The organism is Halopseudomonas litoralis, from assembly GCF_900105005.1.
Classification (GTDB): Bacteria; Pseudomonadota; Gammaproteobacteria; order Pseudomonadales; family Pseudomonadaceae; genus Halopseudomonas; species Halopseudomonas litoralis.
In genome coordinates, this window is record NZ_LT629748.1 from 3,686,677 (window position 1) to 3,703,779 (window position 17,103).

Consider the following 17,103-nt stretch of genomic DNA (forward strand, 5'->3'; position numbering starts at 1 on the left):
CCCGGCTACCTCGTGTTGGTTACTGGCTGTGCCAGCAGCCAGCTCAACGCATCGTCCCAGAACGGCTGTGATTCGCTGCGAAAGTAACCCATATGCCCGATCGGTCGATTACCGGGTGCGGGTTGTATATCACCGATGGTCTTCGGCGCGTTGCGGTAGCCCTTGGCGAAGGCATCGCGTGAGCGTGGCGGCGCCCATGGGTCATCGGTCGAGGTGATGAAGGCGCAGGGCGTCTGTACTGCCGCGTACAGCGGTTTCACCCAGCCCATGGCCGGGTCATCGAAGTAATAGTGAGAAAAACCGCACCAGCGCTTCCAGTCGCGGTAGACGCCCAGCGGCAAGTCGTCACCCATGCCCAGTACGCTCCATGCCATATAACCTTTCCAGGACACGATTGCCGGCATAATGACGCTCCAGAACAGGCGGATCTTCAGCGCCTCGCCCTTCGGCATCCAGCCGGCCCAACCGGCACCGGTGCCGAAGGTGTAGCATGCGGCGAGACGGTCATGATTGGGCAACAGGCCGATGGCATGACCGCCGAACGAGTGGCCGACCCAGTACAGCGGCAGATCCTCTTTGCCCAGCAGCTCCACGGCAGCCGCCAGATCCTTCTGCGACCAGTCCAGATAGGACATCTCGAAACCCTTCAGCGAAGCGGGTTGCGACTCGCCGGAACCGCGGTAGTCGATGGTCAGTACGTTCAGGCCACGCTGCGCTGCATACTCGGCGAATCGCCGGTAGAACCGTTGCGGCACGCCGGTCCCGCCGGCCACCAGCAGATTGCCCCTGGCCTCGCCCCGAGCCCGATAACGATACGCAGTCAGGACGTAGCCATCATTGGCGGTGATGCTGATCTTCTCGCAGGAAACCCGGATTTCAGGCGTTTGGGTGGCAGCATTCATTGTCTGTCGTTCCGTTTGTTGTGGTTGTCAAACGACCGTTTGATTTCCCTACGCTAAACTAACCTGGGGTAAGCGTCAAATGAGCAAGCCGGCCAGATATCCTCCGACTTCGACGACCGGTGTTGCATGGACGGTGAGATGCATTGGGGCAGCGCCCGGGTGCGGACCAGGCCGTGATACCCGACAGGAGTGAGAGGCCGAACGACATTCAGCTCGAGAGGATTGGGGTACCATGGTGGAAATATTAATGGAGCCTGCCCTTGTTCAGTGATTTATCGATCGAATTTGATGAGCTCGGCATGCACCTTGATGTGCCCTTTGTGCCAACCGGTGAAGGCGTGGTCAAGGCGATGCTGGACCTGGCTGCGGTCGGGCCCGATGACGTGCTCTTTGACCTCGGCTCCGGTGACGGACGTATTGTCGTGGCAGCGGCGCGGGATCACGGCGCTCAGGCAGTGGGTGTGGAAATAGACTCTGGTCGGGTCGCGCTGGCTCAGGCCTATGCCGAACAGATGGACGTTGATGACCGGGTCTGCTTCATTGAATATGATCTGTTGGAGGTGGACTTCTCTCCAGCCAGCGTAGTGACCATGTTTCTACTGCCGCACATCAACCTGGCGCTGCGGCCACGCCTGCTGGAGGAATTGCGGCCCGGCACGCGGATCGTTTCCCACACCTTCGATATGGGTGACTGGAAGCCGGATCGGCGGATTCCCGCCAAGTACGACAGCATCTTTCTGTGGGTGATACCGGCCCGGGTCGCGGGCGTCTGGCACTGGCAGACGGCAGAAGGGAGGAATTACCAGGTTGAGCTTGAGCAACGCTATCAGCAATTGTCCGGAGAAGTCTGGGTAGATGGTCAGCTCGCCGAGCTGGAGAGCGCTCGGCTTTGGGGCGACTTGCTGGAACTGGTAGTGCTTCACGAAGGAGACTATGAGCCCGAATCGATCGTCATGCATTGCCGGGGTGATCGACTGGTGGTGGTGGGTGAGAGCCAGCAGGGAGCTGTTGCCTACCAGCGGGCAGACTAGCTGGGTGATCCCTGGAACTACTTCAAGCGCTTATCAAAAGCATAATCGGATCGTGCAGCGCTTTTGACGCAGGCTGCGAAAGCAGCATGAGTCGGGTTAAGCAGGAGATTATTTTCACTGGGGGTGATGGTACTAGGTAGGAGCAGGCCGACACCATCGCACGATGCCAGCCACTCATCGCCGATCATGGCCGTCTCGCTTGGTGCGGGGTCAGCCCGCCAGTTTGTGGGTAGATGTGCGTGGCCCAGCTCGCGAATATGTTCAACGGGAATAGTCACCGTAAACAGGGTGTAGGTACTTAACAGCGCCGTCGAGTTCAGATGAGCCAGCATTTCCAGCGTTGCCAGTGAAACGCTGGACGTGAGATAGACGCAGGGCCTGCCTTTGCTGTTCCAACGACCGCCATACAGTCGGGCGCCCTCACCATCGAAGGCCGAGGCTGCCCATTTCTGTTTGATTATCCGATAGTAGGTTTGCGTCTCTGCGGTCACGCAACAATTCCGTGTTCCAGTCGGCCAATCATGTCGATCACCGCATCCAGCTCAACGCCGGTAGACAACATTTCCATGGGTGCTTTCCCGCCGAGCCCCTTGATGGGCGATTTCATCCACTGGCGGGCAGCTTCCCGGTCCCCTTCAAACAGCCTCACTGCGGCTTCATAGACTTCGACGAACTGGACGATCCGGTCACTTTCATGGGTACTGAATCGGCCGGATTTGGCCCGGCGATTCACTGTGGTGAGTGGGATAGCCAGCATCTCGGACAGCTTCTTGACGTCGGCACCAGACAGTTCCACCAGTTTGGTGTAGGTCGTGTAAGGCACGCCTTCCTGGACGATCTGGTATAAAGCCTGCCCCCTGCTTGGCAGACCGATCTGATACCAAACTGTTTTCTCCGACGTTTGGGGTGGCTCGTAGGTTTTGAATACGGGTGAGGTCATAAGCCACCTGGTTGTTTGGTGTGTTTCATTTGGAGTATTGCTGACGCTCGGGCATGCGTCAAACTGCACAGGCGGGCATCTGGGCCAGGGAGACTGTTACTGCGCCTCCCGGTCCAAGCTGAAGCGATAGTCGTGTCGCGCCAGCGGTTCGACGATACCCACCTGATAGGTATCCACGATCACCTGATTATCATCCATCACCGTCAATACCCGAAACATCGGCACATGCTGATCTTCATCGGGGATCTTGGTGCGCTCCAGCGCCGGGATGTGCAGATGGTGCACGCCGTCGATCTGTTTCGAGTGCTCGCTGCGTTCCAGATCCATATGAAGGTCGCCGGAGATCATCGCCACCAGGTTGGGCTGAGTGCTGACGTCGGCAAAGCCGGGGTGGTGGATGCCCTTATCCGGGTTTTCCGGGAAGGTGCCGGCGGGAGCGCCGTGGACGACCAGCAGTACCGGTTTGGGATGCAGCTGCTGGACCTGCTGCTTGACCCAGGCGACGCCTTCATCATGAAAATCCCGACCCTCATCGGGAGAAGCCATGACCAGTGCCAGTTGCTCGAACTCCATGACATAGCTGGGGCCGGGTATCTCGACCTTGCCTTCGTTCCAGCGCTGGGCATATTCCATATAACGCTCGACGGTTGAGCTGTGTTCCTCGTTGCCCATGATCGGGTAGAAGGGCAGTGTCAGGCGTTGCAGCACCGGGGTAACGGCTTCGTATTGCAGTTCGGTGCCCTTGTGCGCGATATCGCCGACGCCGATGACAAAGTCGAGGTCGTGGGTGTCGGTCAGATGATTGACGTGGCCGACGGCGGCGGCCAGGCCGGGGAATTCCGCCTTGGGCTTGGGCTCGGCATCACCGAGGATGGCAAAGCGCAGCACCGGCTCGGCGGCGCTGGTTAGAGGCGGGGCGATAACGCTGCCGAGCAGCAGGCAGGTGGATAGCAGGGTGCGGAGTTTCATGGATATTCCTTGTGGTGGGGCTTGAAAGTTGTGTTTACCCTTGCGTCGAGCAGGCGCTCGACACACCCAGGTGGGTTGTCTCCGGGGCTGGCTTCCATCAACTGCCTATCACCCTTCCATCCTCATGGGTGATCATCACAGTAGTGGAGCGCGGGCGGCTGTGGCCATCGCTGGCGGGGTAGCTGATGCCGGGGTGCTGGACGTTGATCCATAGCGTTCGGTAGTCCGGGGTCCAGGTGATGCCGGTGATTTCCGCGCCGCGTGGGCCGACCAGAAAACGCCGTACTTCGCGGGTCTGCGGGTCAGCGCAGAGTAATTGGTTGCAGCCAGTGTTGACGGTATGGGCGGCCTCTTCGTCGGAGTCGGTCTGAATCCACAGGCGTCCGCCGCCGTCGAAGGCCAGCCCGTCCGGGGAGGAAAAGATGTCGCCCTGGATAGTGCCGATCAGGTTATCCGGCAGCGGCTGGCCTTCGGCATCCGTAGCACCGGGCTGATCCCCGGCGAGCAGGAACAGGTCCCACTTGAAGGCGGTGGCCGCCGGGTCGGCGCCATCTTCGCGCCAGCGCAGAATCTGCCCGTGCTGGTTGTTCGGGCGCGGATTAGCGGCGTCCAGCGGCGAACGGTCGCCGCGCTCATGATTGTTGGTCAGAGTGACATACACCTCGCGGCTCTCGGGATGCACCGCGACCCATTCCGGGCGGTCCATCGGCGTGGCACCGAGAATATCGGCGGCGCCCCGGGCATTGAGCAACACTGCTTGCTGGTCGGCAAAGCCATTGGCTGCGGTCAGGCCCTGCACGCCCCAGATCAGCGGCAGCCAGTGGCCGCGACCGTCTTCGTCGAAACGCGCGGCGTACAGGATGCCGCTGTCCAGCAGGTCGCGGCTGGCGGCGCGGTTGGCCGGGTCATGGCGGCCGTCGGGAATGAACTTCCATACGTATTCACCCCGGGCATCATCCCCGGAATAAACTGCCATGCGTCCGTCGTCGCCCATGGATAGCACCGAACATTCGCGGCCCAGTCGACCCATGGCGGTGCGCTTTATCGGGGTGCTGTAGGGATCGAAGGGGTCGATTTCCACTACCCAGCCGAAGCGATGCGGTTCGTTGACGTGGCCCTGATGCGGTTGTTGCTCATCCGGGGTGGCATCAAAGCGGGCGTCGACCGACTCCCAGGCGTAGTAGGCGCTGCGCTGGCCCTGGCCGATGCCGTAGCGCTGGTGGGTCGGGCGGCTGGCATGGTCGGCAGCGTCGCGATTGACGAAGTAGTTGTGGAAGTTCTCTTCGCAGGTCAGATAGGTGCCCCAGGGCGTGACGCCCATTGAGCAGTTGTTCAGGGTGCCCAGCACTTCGGTGCCGCTTGGGTCGCTGGCGGTACGCATGCGCCGGTCGCCACGCAGCGGGCCGCTGACAACCATTGGTGTCATGGCACTGATGCGTCGGTGATAGCGCGAGCCTGACACCCGCTGCCACTGGCCTTCGGTATCCCTGCGGATTTCCAATACGCTGACACCGTGGGCCGCCTGTTCCTTACGTACCTGATCCAGCGGACGCTGACGGCGACCGTCTTGCAGCTCGGTGTAGCTGAACCCGTCGCTATGCAGCGTCGGGTTGATGTACTCGTGGTTGATCACCAGCAGACCGTGCGCGTTGGGCGCCTCCTCGAAGGGGAAGAAGTGCATGCCGTCATGGTTGTCGCCGGCCTGCAACAGTTGCGCCTGCCAGTCCTGGGAGGCGTCATCCCGCCAGGGTGGGGCGCTGTCCAGCACCGCATCGCCCCAGCTGAAGAAAGCCTCGGCGCGGTAGCCGTCGGCTACCAGAATGCGGTCGAAGTCCGCGCCGGTTTGCGCGGCCACCCCGGTAAAGCCCATCAGTGGGGCGACCAACGGTTGGGCGCCGGGGGTACTGCGTTGGCAACCCAGCAGACTGCCGCCGAACAACCCGAAGGCGGCCAGTGCCAGCCCGCCCTTGAGTACCTGACGCCGGCTGCGGCTGACGATGGTATCCAAATCGGTGGCCTGACTCGGGTTGAGCCGACGGTCGTCCACCGCTTGCAGGTCGTCGTGGTAGTGATGATGTTCCTGTCTCATGTTCTGCTCATCATTGAATGCGGTAGCGGAAGGTGTTGCGCACATCGTCCACGGCCACAGCCTGGCCATTGATAACGCGCGGCTGGTAGCGGAAGGACTTGGCGGCGGCCAGCGATGGGCGAGCGAACAGTGGATCGTCACAGGCACTGTCGATCACCTGGGGATTACTGACGCGTCCGTCACGGGTGACCGTGTAACTTACCGTGCAATCCCCTTCCAGCTGTTTATCCAGCGCCCGGCGCGGATAGGTCGGCGGCTTTTTGCTGATCGGCTGGTACTGGGCAATGGCCGCTGCTTCGGCGGCGCGACGTGCGGCCTCAGCATCGGCCAGCCTCTGAGCTTCAGCCTCGGCGGCCAGCCGTTGCTGCTCTTCACGGGCGTACTGCTCGGCCAGCTCGCGTTGCTGCTGGTCGTGCCGTTGTTGTTCCTGCTCCTGCTGGCGGCGCTGCTCGACGAGACGTTGTTGCTCCTGACGTTCGCGCTCCTGCTGCTCCTCCAAACGCTTGCGAGCAATTGCGGCCTGATCCACCTGCGGCTCCAGCGGTGCCGGCGGTTCGGCTTCTACCACCGGTTCGGGCAGCGGTTCAGGTTCAACAGTGGGCGGCTCCGGCGCCGGGCTGGGCAGGGTGACCAGCTGCATGACCATCACCGACGGCGGTGCGCTGGCCGGCGGCTCGGGTGACCAACTGCTGTACAGCATCCCGATGGCCCCGCCGTGCAGCAGCAGGGTGGCTGCGGCAGGCAGCAGCCAGCTGTCGGCGCGGCGGGCCCGGTGTAGTGTAGTGGTCGGGATCAAGGTGTTCATGTGTCAGGGGGCCTCGGTAATCAAACTCAACCGGGTTATGCCGCCCTGCTGCAATGCGGCCATGCCTTCGATCACCGCGCCGTAATCAGCGTGGCGGTCAGCCCGGATGAAGATCTGGGTATCGGGTCTGGCGGCGACCAGGGCACTGATGCGCTGGCGCATCTCCTCCAGCGAACTGCTGCTGTCGGTGTACTCCTCGGTATCAACTGTGTCGCCTTCGTTCCAGTGGTAGTGACCCTCATCATCTATCGATAAGGTGACAATATTGAGAGGGTCGTCATTGGCCAGGGCTTCGCTGGCGACCTTGGGCAGTTCGATCTGTACGCCCTGGGTGAGCATGGGCGCGGTGACCATGAAGATCACCAGCAGCACCAGCATCACGTCGATATAGGGCACCACGTTCATTTCCGCGTTGGGCCGGAGCTTTCTACGGGCTGGACGCATGGTTCAGTTCCCCGCCCGGTTGTGCAGGCGACGGTGCAGGATGATCGAGAACTCTTCGGCGAAGTCGTAATAGCGGCTGACCAACCCTTCACTGCGCGCGGCAAAGCGGTTGTAGGCGATCACCGCGGGAATGGCCGCAAACAGACCGATGGCGGTGGCGATCAGCGCTTCGGCAATGCCCGGCGCTACCGCTGCCAGGGTCGCCTGCTCGGACTGCGACAGGCCGATAAAGGAATTCATGATGCCCCACACGGTGCCGAACAGCCCGATATAGGGGCTGACCGAGCCGACTGTGGCGAGGAATGGCAGATGCTTTTCCAGGCGTTGTTGTTCCCGGGAGATGGCTACGTGCATGGCACGTTGCACGCCTTCCATTACCGCTTCCGGCTCGCTTTGCTGGCTCTGCAGATGGGCGAACTCGTAGTAGCCGGCGTAGAAGATGCCTTCCACGCCGGGGCTCTCGGGCTGCTGTTTCTGGTACAGCTGCTTGAGGTTGCTGTCTTTCGACCGGAAGCTCTGCTCGAAGCGTGACAGCGAATGCCTGGCCGAGGCCATCAGGCTGCTGCGCTGGACGATCAGAAACCAGGAGATCAGCGAGGCAAGCACCAGAATCAGCATCACCAGTTGTACCAGCAGGCTGGCTTCGGCAATCAGCGTCCAGGGCGACATGTTGTGGGTGGTTTCCATGGGTATCTGCTCCTTAATCCAGTTGCAGCGCGTCGGCGATACTCTGCCAAGGCACATATTTGTAGTTCTGATTGCCTTCCGGCATGCGCTTGCGACCGTCCTGCACCATCAGCATCCCGGCGCTCCAAGGGCCGCCGAGATTGGCAGAGGTGACTTCCAGACCATCGGTTTCGGATACGCCGTCGATACCCAGTTCGGCGTTCAGACCAATGCGGAAGCTGCCGCGCAGGGCGAAGGGTGGCTCGGCGTCAGTGACCACGTAGCTGTCGTTGCCCTGACTGGAGATCACCAGATAGGGATGTTCCGGGTGTTGATAGAGGGCCAGACCTTCGATATCCGCCTCGACCGGGCCGTCGACGTTGATTACACGGGTCATTTCGGTGGAGGCATCCTCACCGGCATCCAGTGCCCAGACCGCTTCGCCTTCTTCGCCAATGAACAGGTGCTGGCGCTGATCATCCACTACGCAGCCCTCGGGCTGGGTGGCGACGGAGAACTCACGTACCAGCTCGCCGCGTGCTTCACCGCTGCGGCCATCCAGCCGGTATTGCAGAAACCGGCCATCCTTGTCATTGGCGATGGCGTAGATGCGCCCATCCGCTGCCTGACCCATGCACAGGCCGTAGATCTCGTCCAGCGGTGTCGCAATTTGGCCTAAATCCCGCAGGCCGCCGGCGACCGGGTCGATGCCGAACAGCTGCAGGCTGTTGTGGTCGCGGTTACTGGCTACGGCCAGATCCAGCTGCTGCTCGCCCAGTTGGAAGCCGCTGCGCACATCTACGTTGTTCAAGCGGCCCGCGTGCAGATACTGCAACTGCTGACCCTGCAGATCGTAAACAGCCAGGCCATTGCGCTTGTCGGTGCCCAGCACGCGGGACTGAGCCGGGTCGGTTGGGTGCAGCCAGATCGCCGGATCATCGGCGGCGTCGCCGACGCTGGGTACCGATTCGGTCTGTGCCAGTGGCTGTACCATCGGCATCGACTCGTTGCTGTTCAGCGTTTTGTGGGGCCAATCGATACGGCTCTGGTACAGCCGGCCATCGTCACCATCCACGATCAGCAGTTCGGCCTGTCCGTCGACTGCGCGCGCAGTCAGCCGCTCCGGCTCCACTGTGCCATCCAGCACCAGCGGTGCAAGCGCTTCCCAGCCCTCCGCAGTTAGACGGTAGCTGTGCAACTGGCGCGCATCCGCATCCAGTGCCATCAGACCGCCGGGGATCACGGTCAGACCAGCGACCAGTTCCTGCAGACCACCGAAGGGGGCGAGCATGTCCACTGGCTGGCGGCCAAGTTCCGCTTCGGGGTGGGCACCGTAGGCCCAGATGCCAACGCTTTCCTCGTTGACGTACAGCAAGTGCTGCTGCTCATCCACCGCGCAATGCTCGGCTTCCGGCGGCAGGCCCAGGCTGCGCACATGGGCCGCTTGCTCCAGCAGCTGGCTGGCGCTGCCAACCAGCCACTGATCGCCTTTGCCTTCCTCACCGATGATGAACAGGTGCAGGTTGCTTGCGTCATCCCGGTACAAACACAGATTCTCGATGCGGTAATCGCTGCTCGGCAGCACCAGCTTGCGGCGCACGGTCAGGCTGTCGGCATCGGCTTGCAGCAGAGTCGGCTGTTGCAGCGCGGTTTCGGTGGTGGCGATCAGCAGTTGCTCGCCCAGCATCCGGGCATCCAGGGCGCTGAAGTTGCCAGAGTGTTGCGCCCGTTTCTGGCCGCGTGCATCCAGCAGCCAGAGGCCGTCAGCATTGGCAGCCAGGCGCTGGCCGTTGTTCAGCAGCAGCCAGGATTCGGCGCTCTGGGCATGGGCCGGTGACCAGGCTTGCAGGGCTGCGTTTTGCACGCTGCGCTCGCTATAAGCGCTTGGCTGGTCGGCGGCGCCGGAACAGGCGGTAAGCAGGCCGGACAGAGCCAGAGCGGCCAGGGGTGTCAGGCGAAATCGGTGATACATGAATATTCCTTCACAGCAAGTGTCAGTGGGGAACGCCGAGTGACGGGCCCGCAGGCCCGCCGTGCGGTCGGATCAGAAGTGCGTCAGAGTCAGGCCGATCTTGTAGCTCGGGCCGTACTCTTCGTATTGGGCGTTGTAGCGGCGGCTGCCGGTGTAGACGTAGTAGGACTCGTCGGTGAGGTTCTGCGCCTCGAAGAACACCTGCAGGTTGTCGCGCAGGAAGTAGCTGGCGCTGAAGTCGACGAACAGCTGGTCATCCACTTGGTAGTCATAGCGCGAGTCCAGCACATCGCCGACCTCGTCCAGGTAGTCGGATTTGTAGTTGGTCGACAAGCGCAGACTCAGGCTGTCGTTTTCCCAGCCGACCGTCAGGTTGCCGGTGACGTCGGACTGACCCGGCAGGCTGATACTGCGGCCACGCATGGCACCCAGATCCGGGTCGAACTGTTCGATGTCGGCGTCCGAGTGGGTGAAGGTGGTGTTGGCATTCAGCAGCAAGCCGTTCCATGGAGCTGGCAGCCAGCTGAACTTCTGGGAGTAGGCCAGCTCCAGTCCATAGACCTCGGCGCTTTCGCCGTTGACCGAAGTGATGGCTTCGCTGAAATCGACATAGTCACCGGTGCCGGCGACATCCGCGGTATAGACGAAGTTGTCGATGTCCTTGTAGAACAGAAAGGCCGACACGGCACCGGCGCGACCCATGTAGTGCTCGATGCCGAGGTCGAAGTTGGCGGACTCCAGCGGGTTGAGGTCAGGGTTGCCGAACTCGGCCTCGTCATCATCCATCATGAAGCCGGGGAATAGCTGACCGAAGGTTGGGCGCACCACGCTGTTGGTCCAGGCGGTGCGGATCTGGGTCTTGTCGTTGAGCTGGTAGATGGCATGGAGGCCCGGCAGCCAGTGATCGTATTTGTTGTTGGTGTTATTGGCGGTGAATTCGCCATTGTCCAGGCCGGTGCCGCGGGCCTTCAGCCTGGTGCTTTCATAGCGAATCCCAGCGATGATGCGCAGGTCATCGATATCCAGGGTACTCATCAGGTAGGCGGCGTTGATGTCTTCCTCGATGGTGAAGTCGTTGATGCGTGACTCCTCTTCGTTGTAGAAACTGTCCCTATCCAGGCCACTGATCAGATTCTCCACCGCGCTGTCGGAGATTTCCGGTCCGAAACGGCCCAGACCGTAATCGGTGGTGCCACGGGTGAAGCCGGACAGGTTCAACTGAGCGTCGCTGAAACCCAGATCACCGAAGTCTTCATAGGTCCAGATATCCAGGTCGTTGTCCTTTTCCCGACGGCTTACCTTGCCGCCGAAGGCCACCTGCGAGGGCATGCTGCTCAGGTAGAAGTCCCGGGTCAGGTCGAGCTTGATGTTCTTCTCGGTGTCGGTGGTTTTCTGCTTCTCCCATTCGAGTTCGGTCAGGCTGAAATTGTTGGGGTCATGCAAGTCCGCTCCGCTGCGCAGCCGTGGTTTGCGGGTGCCGTTGTAGCCGATATTGCTGAAATCATCATTGCCTTCGAAAGCCGCATTGCCGATACCACCGGGGCTATCCTCGCCGGCCTTGCTGTATCCGGCCTGCGCACTGATGCCCCACTCGCCCAGCTGGCGTTTGCCGCCGAACACGAAGCTCTTGACCTCCTGGGTTTCCTCGCGGGCCTTGAGCTCGCGGGAGACTTCGGCGTCGCCCAGCTCACCGGACAATTGCGGATCGGCGAACTCGGTGACCAGACCCTGGCGCACCTCGTCGTCCTTGTAGCGGCTATAGAGGGTACGCAGCCAGACTTCGCTGTGCTCATCCGGGCGGTAATCCAGGTTCAGACCGAAACCGGTGCGCTCGCGGGTGATGTCGTAGCGGCGCTGCTCAACTTCCTCCAGCTGGTTGCCGTCATCGAAGTCCCAGGCGCCGCCGGTTTCGACGTTATCCGAACCGAACTCCCGCTCCTGCCAACTCAGGGCAGCGGCGATACCGAAGTTGTCCACGCCATCGCCAATACTGAAGCGGTTGCTGAAGGCGGCGGATAGTTTGGGGCTGTTCTCGCTGGTATTCTCGTCATGGCTGCCTTCGGCGCTGAGGCTGTAGAACAGGCCGTCATGGTCGAAGGCTGACAGGCTTTCGACCTCGATGGTGCCGCCCAGGGAGTTGGCGTCCATATCCGGCGTCAACGTCTTGACCACCGACAGCGACTGCACCAGCTCGCTGGGCAACACATCCATGGCCACCGCCCGGCGATCATCCTCTGGTGCCGGCACCAGAGTACCGTTGATGGTCACGCTGTTCAGATCTGAACTCAGCCCGCGCACCCGCACAAAGCGGCCTTCACCCTGGTCGCGCTCAACCGACAGGCCGGGGATACGCTGCAGGGCCTCGGCGGCGTTGTCATCGGGCAACTGGCCGATGGCGTCGGCATGTACCACGCTTTTTATAGTATTGGCGCGGCGCTGATCGTCCAGCGCCTGCTCCAGCTGCGCGGCCTGGCCAATGACATCAACCACTTCGGGTTGCTGGGTCTGCGCATACAGCGGCGCGCTTACGGCGATGGCCAGCGCCAGCGCGCTGAGACGAAACCCGGTGCTCCGAGTCATGGCATGTTGCACGGACATGGTGATCTCCCTGGAAAAAGGCGGCCGCTGCCGGGCCGTTCTGGGGATGCACCTTAGGCAGGTCAGATTTCAGTTCTGTGACGGTCGTGCCCCGAACGGGCGCAAATGGATGTGATCATGAGCACTTCAGATGGTGTTTGAGCTGATTTGACTATTGCCGTTGGGCTATGGGCGGGTGCCGACGCGTTTAGCGGGGGTCCAGGTGACGAAACAGCTGCGCTAACGACTTATGCGCTGAGCTGATATGACCCCGGCGCATGCAACCGGATTGTCATCAATGGCTGGTTAGCTTGCCTGCATGAACGGAGAATCATCATGACATCCATGCTCGCCATGCACCGCTTCAAGCTCGCCGGCTTGCTGATCGCTGCCCATACCGGGCTGTTGCTGCACCTGCTGGCCGGCGAGATCAAGCCGCTGGCTGTCTGGGACTGGCTGGATATCGCCGGCGAGGGTGGTTCGGCGGTGCTACTGCTGACCTGGACCGGCCTGCTGCTCAAGAGCCGCCCGGCCGGCTATGTGACCAACCTGTTGTTCTTCGGGCTGGCCTGCCTATTCTTCAGTCTGTTCATGGACACTGTGGATGAGTTCATTGTGCTGCCTGATGCGGTGGCTTGGGACGGCTGGCTGGAGTCCGGGCCCATGCCGCTCGGCTTTGCCTTGCTGACCATGGGGATCTTCCACTGGCACAGGGAGCAGTTGGCGATTAATGAACAGATGCGCAACCGCGAGCGGGTGTTTCGTGAGCATCGCCAATTCGACAAGCTGACCCCGCTGGGTGATGCCAATTATCTGAAAACCCAGTTCCAGCTGGCGTTAACCGAGGCCGAAAAGGACCGACAGCCATTGTCGATGATCATGCTGGATCTGGACGGCTTTTCCAGAGTTAATCGGGAATATGGTCATGGTGAGGGCGATCGTCTGCTGCAGGTGCTGACTCAATTATTGCTGCTGAATCTGCGTCAGCATGATCTGTTGTGCCGTCTGGCGGGAGACAGGTTTGTGATTGTCCTGCCGCATACGGGTGAGCGGCAGGCGCAGGTGTTGGCCGGGGAAGTAGGCGAGGCGGTGCGCAGCCTGGCCTACAAGAGCAGCCGTCACGGCGAGCGTGTTGATTTGTCAGCCAGCGTGGTGGCGCTGATGGCCCGGGATGAGGATGCGGACACGTTGTTGCAGCGGCTCAATATCGCCATGGCGCGGGCCAAGCAGAGCCTGACGGTGAAGTATGGATAGGCCCAGCGTGCGCAGTGGCTGGCTGGAGTGCGATATCCGCTTCATTCCGGCGCACTACCAGCCTGCCAGTCTAATCGACCTGGCGCTGGGCCGCGGTGTCAATGCGCATCGTCTGCTGCAGGGCACCGGTCTGTTCCATGAGGATATTCTCACCGGGCATCAACGGGTCAGCCCGCAGCAGTTTCTGCTTCTGATCGCCAATGTTCAGCAGCAGATGCATGCTGACGACACCTCTTTCCTGCTTGGCCAGCAGTGGCTGCCTGGGCATTTCGGGGCCGCCAGCCATGCTCTGGGGCACGCGGTCAATCTGCTGGAGGCGCTGGAGCGTCTGGTGCGCTTGCAACCGTTGTTATGGCCGTTGCTGCGCCTGCGTCTGCGGGTCGATGAGCACCATATCTGGCTGGAGTGGGGCGACAGCTTCGGGGTGGGCGCGCAGGGCGTGTTTCTGATCGAGGCAGGTATGGCCGCCGTCATGGGCATGAGCCAGTGGTTATCCGGCCAACGCCTGCCCTGGTCGTTCCACCTGAGTCACGAACAGCCGCGTTATACCGAACAGTATTGGGTGCATCTCGGCGAGCGACTGCGCTTCGGCAGTCCGCTGAACCAGATGTGCCTGCCGCGTGATTTTCTGTATAAGCCCTGGCTCGGCGCCTCGGCTACTGCGGGTCAGGTGGCGGAGCAGGAAGGCTTGCTCATGTTGTCGGCGTTGCCCGCCTCGCAGAGTCTGCTGGACAGTCTGCATGACTATCTGGTGGCGCATGTTCGTCGCCCGTTGCGGCTGGAAGGCGTGGCCGAGGCCTTCGACATGAGCGCTGCAACTCTCAAGCGTAAATTGCACAAGCACGGTACCGGCTTCCAGCAGCAATTGGATCGGGCCCGCTCCAGTGTGGCCCTGGAGCTCTACCAGAGCCGCGGCTATTCCAGCGAAGACGTTGCCGATTACCTCAACTTCACTGACCGCGCCAACTTCCGCCGCTCCCTGCGGCGCTGGACCGGGTTATTGCCCAGCGAGCTGCAGAACTGGCTGATGTCCGGGAGGTAGCGCGCCTGCTTCGCAGCAAGCGCAAATCCGTTCATCAAGTCCGAGCGCGGCCGTCTGCGCTCGCCAGGCCGAATCCAGCCTGGCCCCTCAACTACCCAGCCGCTGACTCCAATAACGCGGACTCAACCACTGCGGCCAATCGCGTCCGGCTTCCATCTGTCGCAGGTAATGGCTGCCGCCCAGCTGGCGGGCCTGGCGGCGAATCCAGTTGCTGCGCTGCAGAGCATGGGCCGGTGGGTTGGCGGCGCTCCAGCGGAGCGGGCTTGGCAGGACCGCGGCCAACTGCGCGGCCTGCTGATCGGACAGGACGCCTGCCGCTACGCCGAAATGGTGTTCGGCAGCGGCGGAGACACCGAATACCCCATCGTCCCATTCGACGATATTCAGGTACACCTCAAGAATCCGTTGCTTGGGCCAGAGCGTCTCGATGGCCAGAGTGAACCAGACTTCCAGCCCCTTGCGCAGCCAGCTGCGGTCCGACCAGAGAAACAGGTTCTTGGCGACCTGTTGGCTCAGGGTGCTGGCGCCCCGCAGATTGCCGCCACGCTGGTTGTGTTCGAGCGCGGCCTGGATTGCCTTGAGGTCGAGGCCATGATGCTCGGCAAAGCGCTGATCTTCGGCGGCGATGACCGCCATTTTGATGTTGTCGGGTATCTGCCGGTAGGGCAGCCAACGCTTGTGAAAGTCCAGCTGGCGGTTGTCACTGCGCGCCTCGATCCAACGTTCAGCCATCAGCATCGAGCCGGGTACGGGCACCCAGCGGAACAGGATGACCGGTAGTAGGCTGAACAGTAGGAGAATCAGCAGCCATTTGGTGGTTTTGCGCAGAATCGTCTTCAATAGGATTGGCTCGTCTGCCGGCAAAAAGGGTGGTGTAGACTGTGCCGCAGTATAAACCCATCGAGACGGAGACTTCATTGATGGCCAAGGTCCTGTTGCTGCTGGCAGCGCTCAGCGGCTTCACCGGCGTGGCGCTGGGCGCCTTTGCCGCCCACGCTCTGCGTAGTCGGCTACCGGAGAAGATGCTGGGTGTATTTCAGACCGGAGTGCAATATCAGCTCTGGCACACGGCAGCGCTGATCGGTGTGGCACTGCTCCTGTTGCGCTGGCCTGAAAGTGCGCTGTTCAAGGCCTCGGGAGCGCTGTTCGTGGTCGGCATTCTGCTGTTTTCCGGCAGCCTGTATCTGATGACCCTCGGCGGTCTGCGCCTGGGCATGGTCACGCCGATCGGTGGCGTGTGTTTTCTGGCGGCCTGGGTGTGTTTCGGAATGGGTGTCTGGCGTTCGATGTGACTCGCTGCCGACACGCCCAACGATAGGCAGGCAAGCCCGTTTCACGCTATCATGACCGGCCTGATTCCTGACTTCATCGAGTTGTTCCATGCAGATCAAATTGAATGGCGAAGCCCATCCTCTCGATTCCTCCATCAGCCTGGCCGACCTGGTCGAGCAGCTGGAATTGACCGGCAAGCGACTGGCCGTCGAGCTGAATCTGGAGATCGTGCCGCGTAGTCAGTATGCCGACACACGTCTGAACGACGGTGATCGGGTCGAAATCGTCCACGCCATTGGCGGCGGCTAGAAACCTCTCTGGTTGCCGCGGAGAAACCTATGACAGATATGCAACAAGACGCGCTGGAAATTGCCGGTGTTCGTTACCGTTCCCGCCTTTTGGTCGGCACCGGAAAGTACAAGGACATGGACGAAACGCGGGATGCCATCGAAGCCTCGGGCGCGGAAATCGTCACCGTGGCCATCCGCCGCACCAATATTGGCCAGAATCCCGGAGAGCCTAATCTGCTCGATGTGGTTCCGCCGGATCGTTACACCATCCTGCCCAACACCGCCGGTTGCTTTACCGCAGAGGATGCGGTGCGCACGTGCCGCCTGGCCCGCGAGCTGCTGGATGGCCGCAACCTGGTCAAGCTGGAAGTGCTGGCTGATCAGAAGACCCTGTTCCCCAACGTGGTAGAAACCATTAAAGCCGCCGAAGTGCTGGTCAAGGATGGTTTTGATGTCATGGTTTACACCAGCGACGACCCGATCATCGCCCGCCAGCTGGCGGAGATCGGCTGCGTGGCGGTGATGCCGCTGGCCGGCCTGATCGGTTCCGGTCTGGGCATCTGCAACCCCTACAACCTGCGGATCATTCTCGAAGAAGCCACCGTACCGGTATTGGTCGATGCGGGTGTGGGTACCGCTTCGGACGCAACCATTGCCATGGAGCTGGGCTGTGCCGGAGTGTTGATGAATACGGCTATCGCCGGGGCGCAGAAGCCGGTATTGATGGCCGAGGCGATGAAGCATGCTGTGCTCGCTGGCCGTGGTGCTTACCTGGCGGGGCGCATGCCACGTCGATTGTACGCTGCTGCTTCCTCGCCTCTGGAAGGAACCTTTGTCGGAAATGAGTGAG

General features: G+C 61.4%; 17 protein-coding genes. 6 read left to right on the plus strand and 11 right to left on the minus strand.

The genetic code is table 11. The features are described 5' to 3' along the window. Positions 1 to 5: 5 nt before the first annotated feature. The gene (locus tag BLU11_RS17635) at positions 6 to 902 is read right to left on the minus strand and encodes an alpha/beta hydrolase family protein (protein ID WP_090275604.1); all 897 of its coding nucleotides are present in this window, start codon (positions 900 to 902) and stop codon (positions 6 to 8) included. A gap of 260 nt (positions 903 to 1,162) precedes the next feature. Here BLU11_RS17635 and BLU11_RS17640 point away from each other — a divergent pair, with 260 nt between their 5' ends. Then, positions 1,163 to 1,933 (plus strand): class I SAM-dependent methyltransferase, encoded by a 771-nt coding sequence (locus tag BLU11_RS17640; RefSeq protein WP_090275607.1) that lies wholly within the window; start codon positions 1,163 to 1,165, stop codon positions 1,931 to 1,933. Between the two features lie 17 nt (positions 1,934 to 1,950). On the opposite strand, the gene BLU11_RS17645 is transcribed toward BLU11_RS17640, so the two are convergent. The 9 genes from BLU11_RS17645 to BLU11_RS17685 form a co-directional block, all read right to left on the minus strand. Next, positions 1,951 to 2,424, minus strand: coding sequence for an RES family NAD+ phosphorylase (locus tag BLU11_RS17645; RefSeq protein WP_090275609.1), 474 nt, complete (start codon positions 2,422 to 2,424; stop codon positions 1,951 to 1,953). Further along, the gene (parS, locus tag BLU11_RS17650; protein ID WP_090275611.1) at positions 2,421 to 2,873 is read right to left on the minus strand and encodes a type II RES/Xre toxin-antitoxin system antitoxin; all 453 of its coding nucleotides are present in this window, start codon (positions 2,871 to 2,873) and stop codon (positions 2,421 to 2,423) included. Before parS ends, BLU11_RS17645 begins: the two co-directional genes overlap by 4 nt. Positions 2,874 to 2,969: 96 nt before the next feature. Then, positions 2,970 to 3,842, minus strand: a complete 873-nt coding sequence (locus tag BLU11_RS17655) for a metallophosphoesterase family protein (protein ID WP_090275613.1) — start codon at positions 3,840 to 3,842, stop codon at positions 2,970 to 2,972. Between the two features lie 97 nt (positions 3,843 to 3,939). Further along, a complete protein-coding gene (locus BLU11_RS17660) occupies positions 3,940 to 5,931 on the minus strand; it encodes a PhoX family protein (protein WP_090275615.1) in 1,992 nt (663 codons plus the stop codon). Positions 5,932 to 5,941: 10 nt separating this feature from the next. Further along, the gene (locus BLU11_RS17665; RefSeq protein WP_090275617.1) at positions 5,942 to 6,736 is read right to left on the minus strand and encodes an energy transducer TonB; all 795 of its coding nucleotides are present in this window, start codon (positions 6,734 to 6,736) and stop codon (positions 5,942 to 5,944) included. A gap of 3 nt (positions 6,737 to 6,739) precedes the next feature. Continuing rightward, a complete protein-coding gene (tolR, locus tag BLU11_RS17670) occupies positions 6,740 to 7,180 on the minus strand; it encodes a protein TolR (protein ID WP_090275618.1) in 441 nt (146 codons plus the stop codon). Positions 7,181 to 7,183: 3 nt separating this feature from the next. Next, entirely contained in the window at positions 7,184 to 7,867 is a 684-nt protein-coding gene (gene tolQ, locus BLU11_RS17675) for a protein TolQ (RefSeq protein ID WP_090275622.1), read from the minus strand. Between the two features lie 13 nt (positions 7,868 to 7,880). Then, positions 7,881 to 9,818 (minus strand): phytase, encoded by a 1,938-nt coding sequence (locus tag BLU11_RS17680; RefSeq protein WP_090275624.1) that lies wholly within the window; start codon positions 9,816 to 9,818, stop codon positions 7,881 to 7,883. A 72-nt stretch (positions 9,819 to 9,890) separates the two neighbouring features. After that, complete coding sequence (locus BLU11_RS17685) at positions 9,891 to 12,416, minus strand: TonB-dependent receptor (RefSeq protein ID WP_090275627.1); 2,526 nt, start codon at positions 12,414 to 12,416, stop codon at positions 9,891 to 9,893. A gap of 315 nt (positions 12,417 to 12,731) precedes the next feature. Between BLU11_RS17685 and BLU11_RS17690 the strand changes: the two genes are divergently transcribed. Beyond that, positions 12,732 to 13,649 (plus strand): GGDEF domain-containing protein, encoded by a 918-nt coding sequence (locus tag BLU11_RS17690; protein WP_090275629.1) that lies wholly within the window; start codon positions 12,732 to 12,734, stop codon positions 13,647 to 13,649. Further along, on the plus strand, positions 13,642 to 14,691 hold the full coding sequence (locus BLU11_RS17695) for an AraC family transcriptional regulator (protein ID WP_090275631.1): 1,050 nt from the start codon (positions 13,642 to 13,644) through the stop codon (positions 14,689 to 14,691). The genes BLU11_RS17690 and BLU11_RS17695 overlap by 8 nt, the downstream gene beginning before the upstream one ends. Positions 14,692 to 14,778: 87 nt before the next feature. On the opposite strand, the gene mtgA is transcribed toward BLU11_RS17695, so the two are convergent. Then, entirely contained in the window at positions 14,779 to 15,537 is a 759-nt protein-coding gene (gene mtgA, locus BLU11_RS17700) for a monofunctional biosynthetic peptidoglycan transglycosylase (RefSeq protein WP_231702350.1), read from the minus strand. Between the two features lie 74 nt (positions 15,538 to 15,611). On the opposite strand from mtgA, the gene BLU11_RS17705 reads away from it, so the two are divergent. From BLU11_RS17705 to BLU11_RS17715, 3 genes are all read left to right on the plus strand, one after another. After that, a complete protein-coding gene (locus BLU11_RS17705) occupies positions 15,612 to 15,983 on the plus strand; it encodes a DUF423 domain-containing protein (protein WP_090275635.1) in 372 nt (123 codons plus the stop codon). Between the two features lie 88 nt (positions 15,984 to 16,071). Further along, the gene (gene thiS, locus BLU11_RS17710) at positions 16,072 to 16,272 is read left to right on the plus strand and encodes a sulfur carrier protein ThiS (protein ID WP_090275637.1); all 201 of its coding nucleotides are present in this window, start codon (positions 16,072 to 16,074) and stop codon (positions 16,270 to 16,272) included. A gap of 29 nt (positions 16,273 to 16,301) precedes the next feature. Next, positions 16,302 to 17,102, plus strand: coding sequence for a thiazole synthase (locus BLU11_RS17715; protein WP_090275640.1), 801 nt, complete (start codon positions 16,302 to 16,304; stop codon positions 17,100 to 17,102). The last annotated feature ends 1 nt before the right edge of the window (position 17,103 follow it).

Excerpts from the sequence above, each read along its gene's own strand:
- thiS (WP_090275637.1), top strand. The coding sequence starts at position 16,072 with ATGCAGATCAAATTGAATGGCGAAGCCCATCCTCTCGATTCCTCCATC.
- BLU11_RS17660 (WP_090275615.1), bottom strand. The coding sequence starts at position 5,931 with ATGAGACAGGAACATCATCACTACCACGACGACCTGCAAGCGGTGGAC.
- BLU11_RS17685 (WP_090275627.1), bottom strand. The coding sequence starts at position 12,416 with ATGTCCGTGCAACATGCCATGACTCGGAGCACCGGGTTTCGTCTCAGC.
- tolR (WP_090275618.1), bottom strand. The coding sequence starts at position 7,180 with ATGCGTCCAGCCCGTAGAAAGCTCCGGCCCAACGCGGAAATGAACGTG.
- BLU11_RS17690 (WP_090275629.1), top strand. The coding sequence starts at position 12,732 with ATGACATCCATGCTCGCCATGCACCGCTTCAAGCTCGCCGGCTTGCTG.
- BLU11_RS17635 (WP_090275604.1), bottom strand. The coding sequence starts at position 902 with ATGAATGCTGCCACCCAAACGCCTGAAATCCGGGTTTCCTGCGAGAAG.
- BLU11_RS17715 (WP_090275640.1), top strand. The coding sequence starts at position 16,302 with ATGACAGATATGCAACAAGACGCGCTGGAAATTGCCGGTGTTCGTTAC.
- tolQ (WP_090275622.1), bottom strand. The coding sequence starts at position 7,867 with ATGGAAACCACCCACAACATGTCGCCCTGGACGCTGATTGCCGAAGCC.
- BLU11_RS17665 (WP_090275617.1), bottom strand. The coding sequence starts at position 6,736 with ATGAACACCTTGATCCCGACCACTACACTACACCGGGCCCGCCGCGCC.
- parS (WP_090275611.1), bottom strand. The coding sequence starts at position 2,873 with ATGACCTCACCCGTATTCAAAACCTACGAGCCACCCCAAACGTCGGAG.
- BLU11_RS17655 (WP_090275613.1), bottom strand. The coding sequence starts at position 3,842 with ATGAAACTCCGCACCCTGCTATCCACCTGCCTGCTGCTCGGCAGCGTT.
- BLU11_RS17680 (WP_090275624.1), bottom strand. The coding sequence starts at position 9,818 with ATGTATCACCGATTTCGCCTGACACCCCTGGCCGCTCTGGCTCTGTCC.
- BLU11_RS17705 (WP_090275635.1), top strand. The coding sequence starts at position 15,612 with ATGGCCAAGGTCCTGTTGCTGCTGGCAGCGCTCAGCGGCTTCACCGGC.
- BLU11_RS17695 (WP_090275631.1), top strand. The coding sequence starts at position 13,642 with ATGGATAGGCCCAGCGTGCGCAGTGGCTGGCTGGAGTGCGATATCCGC.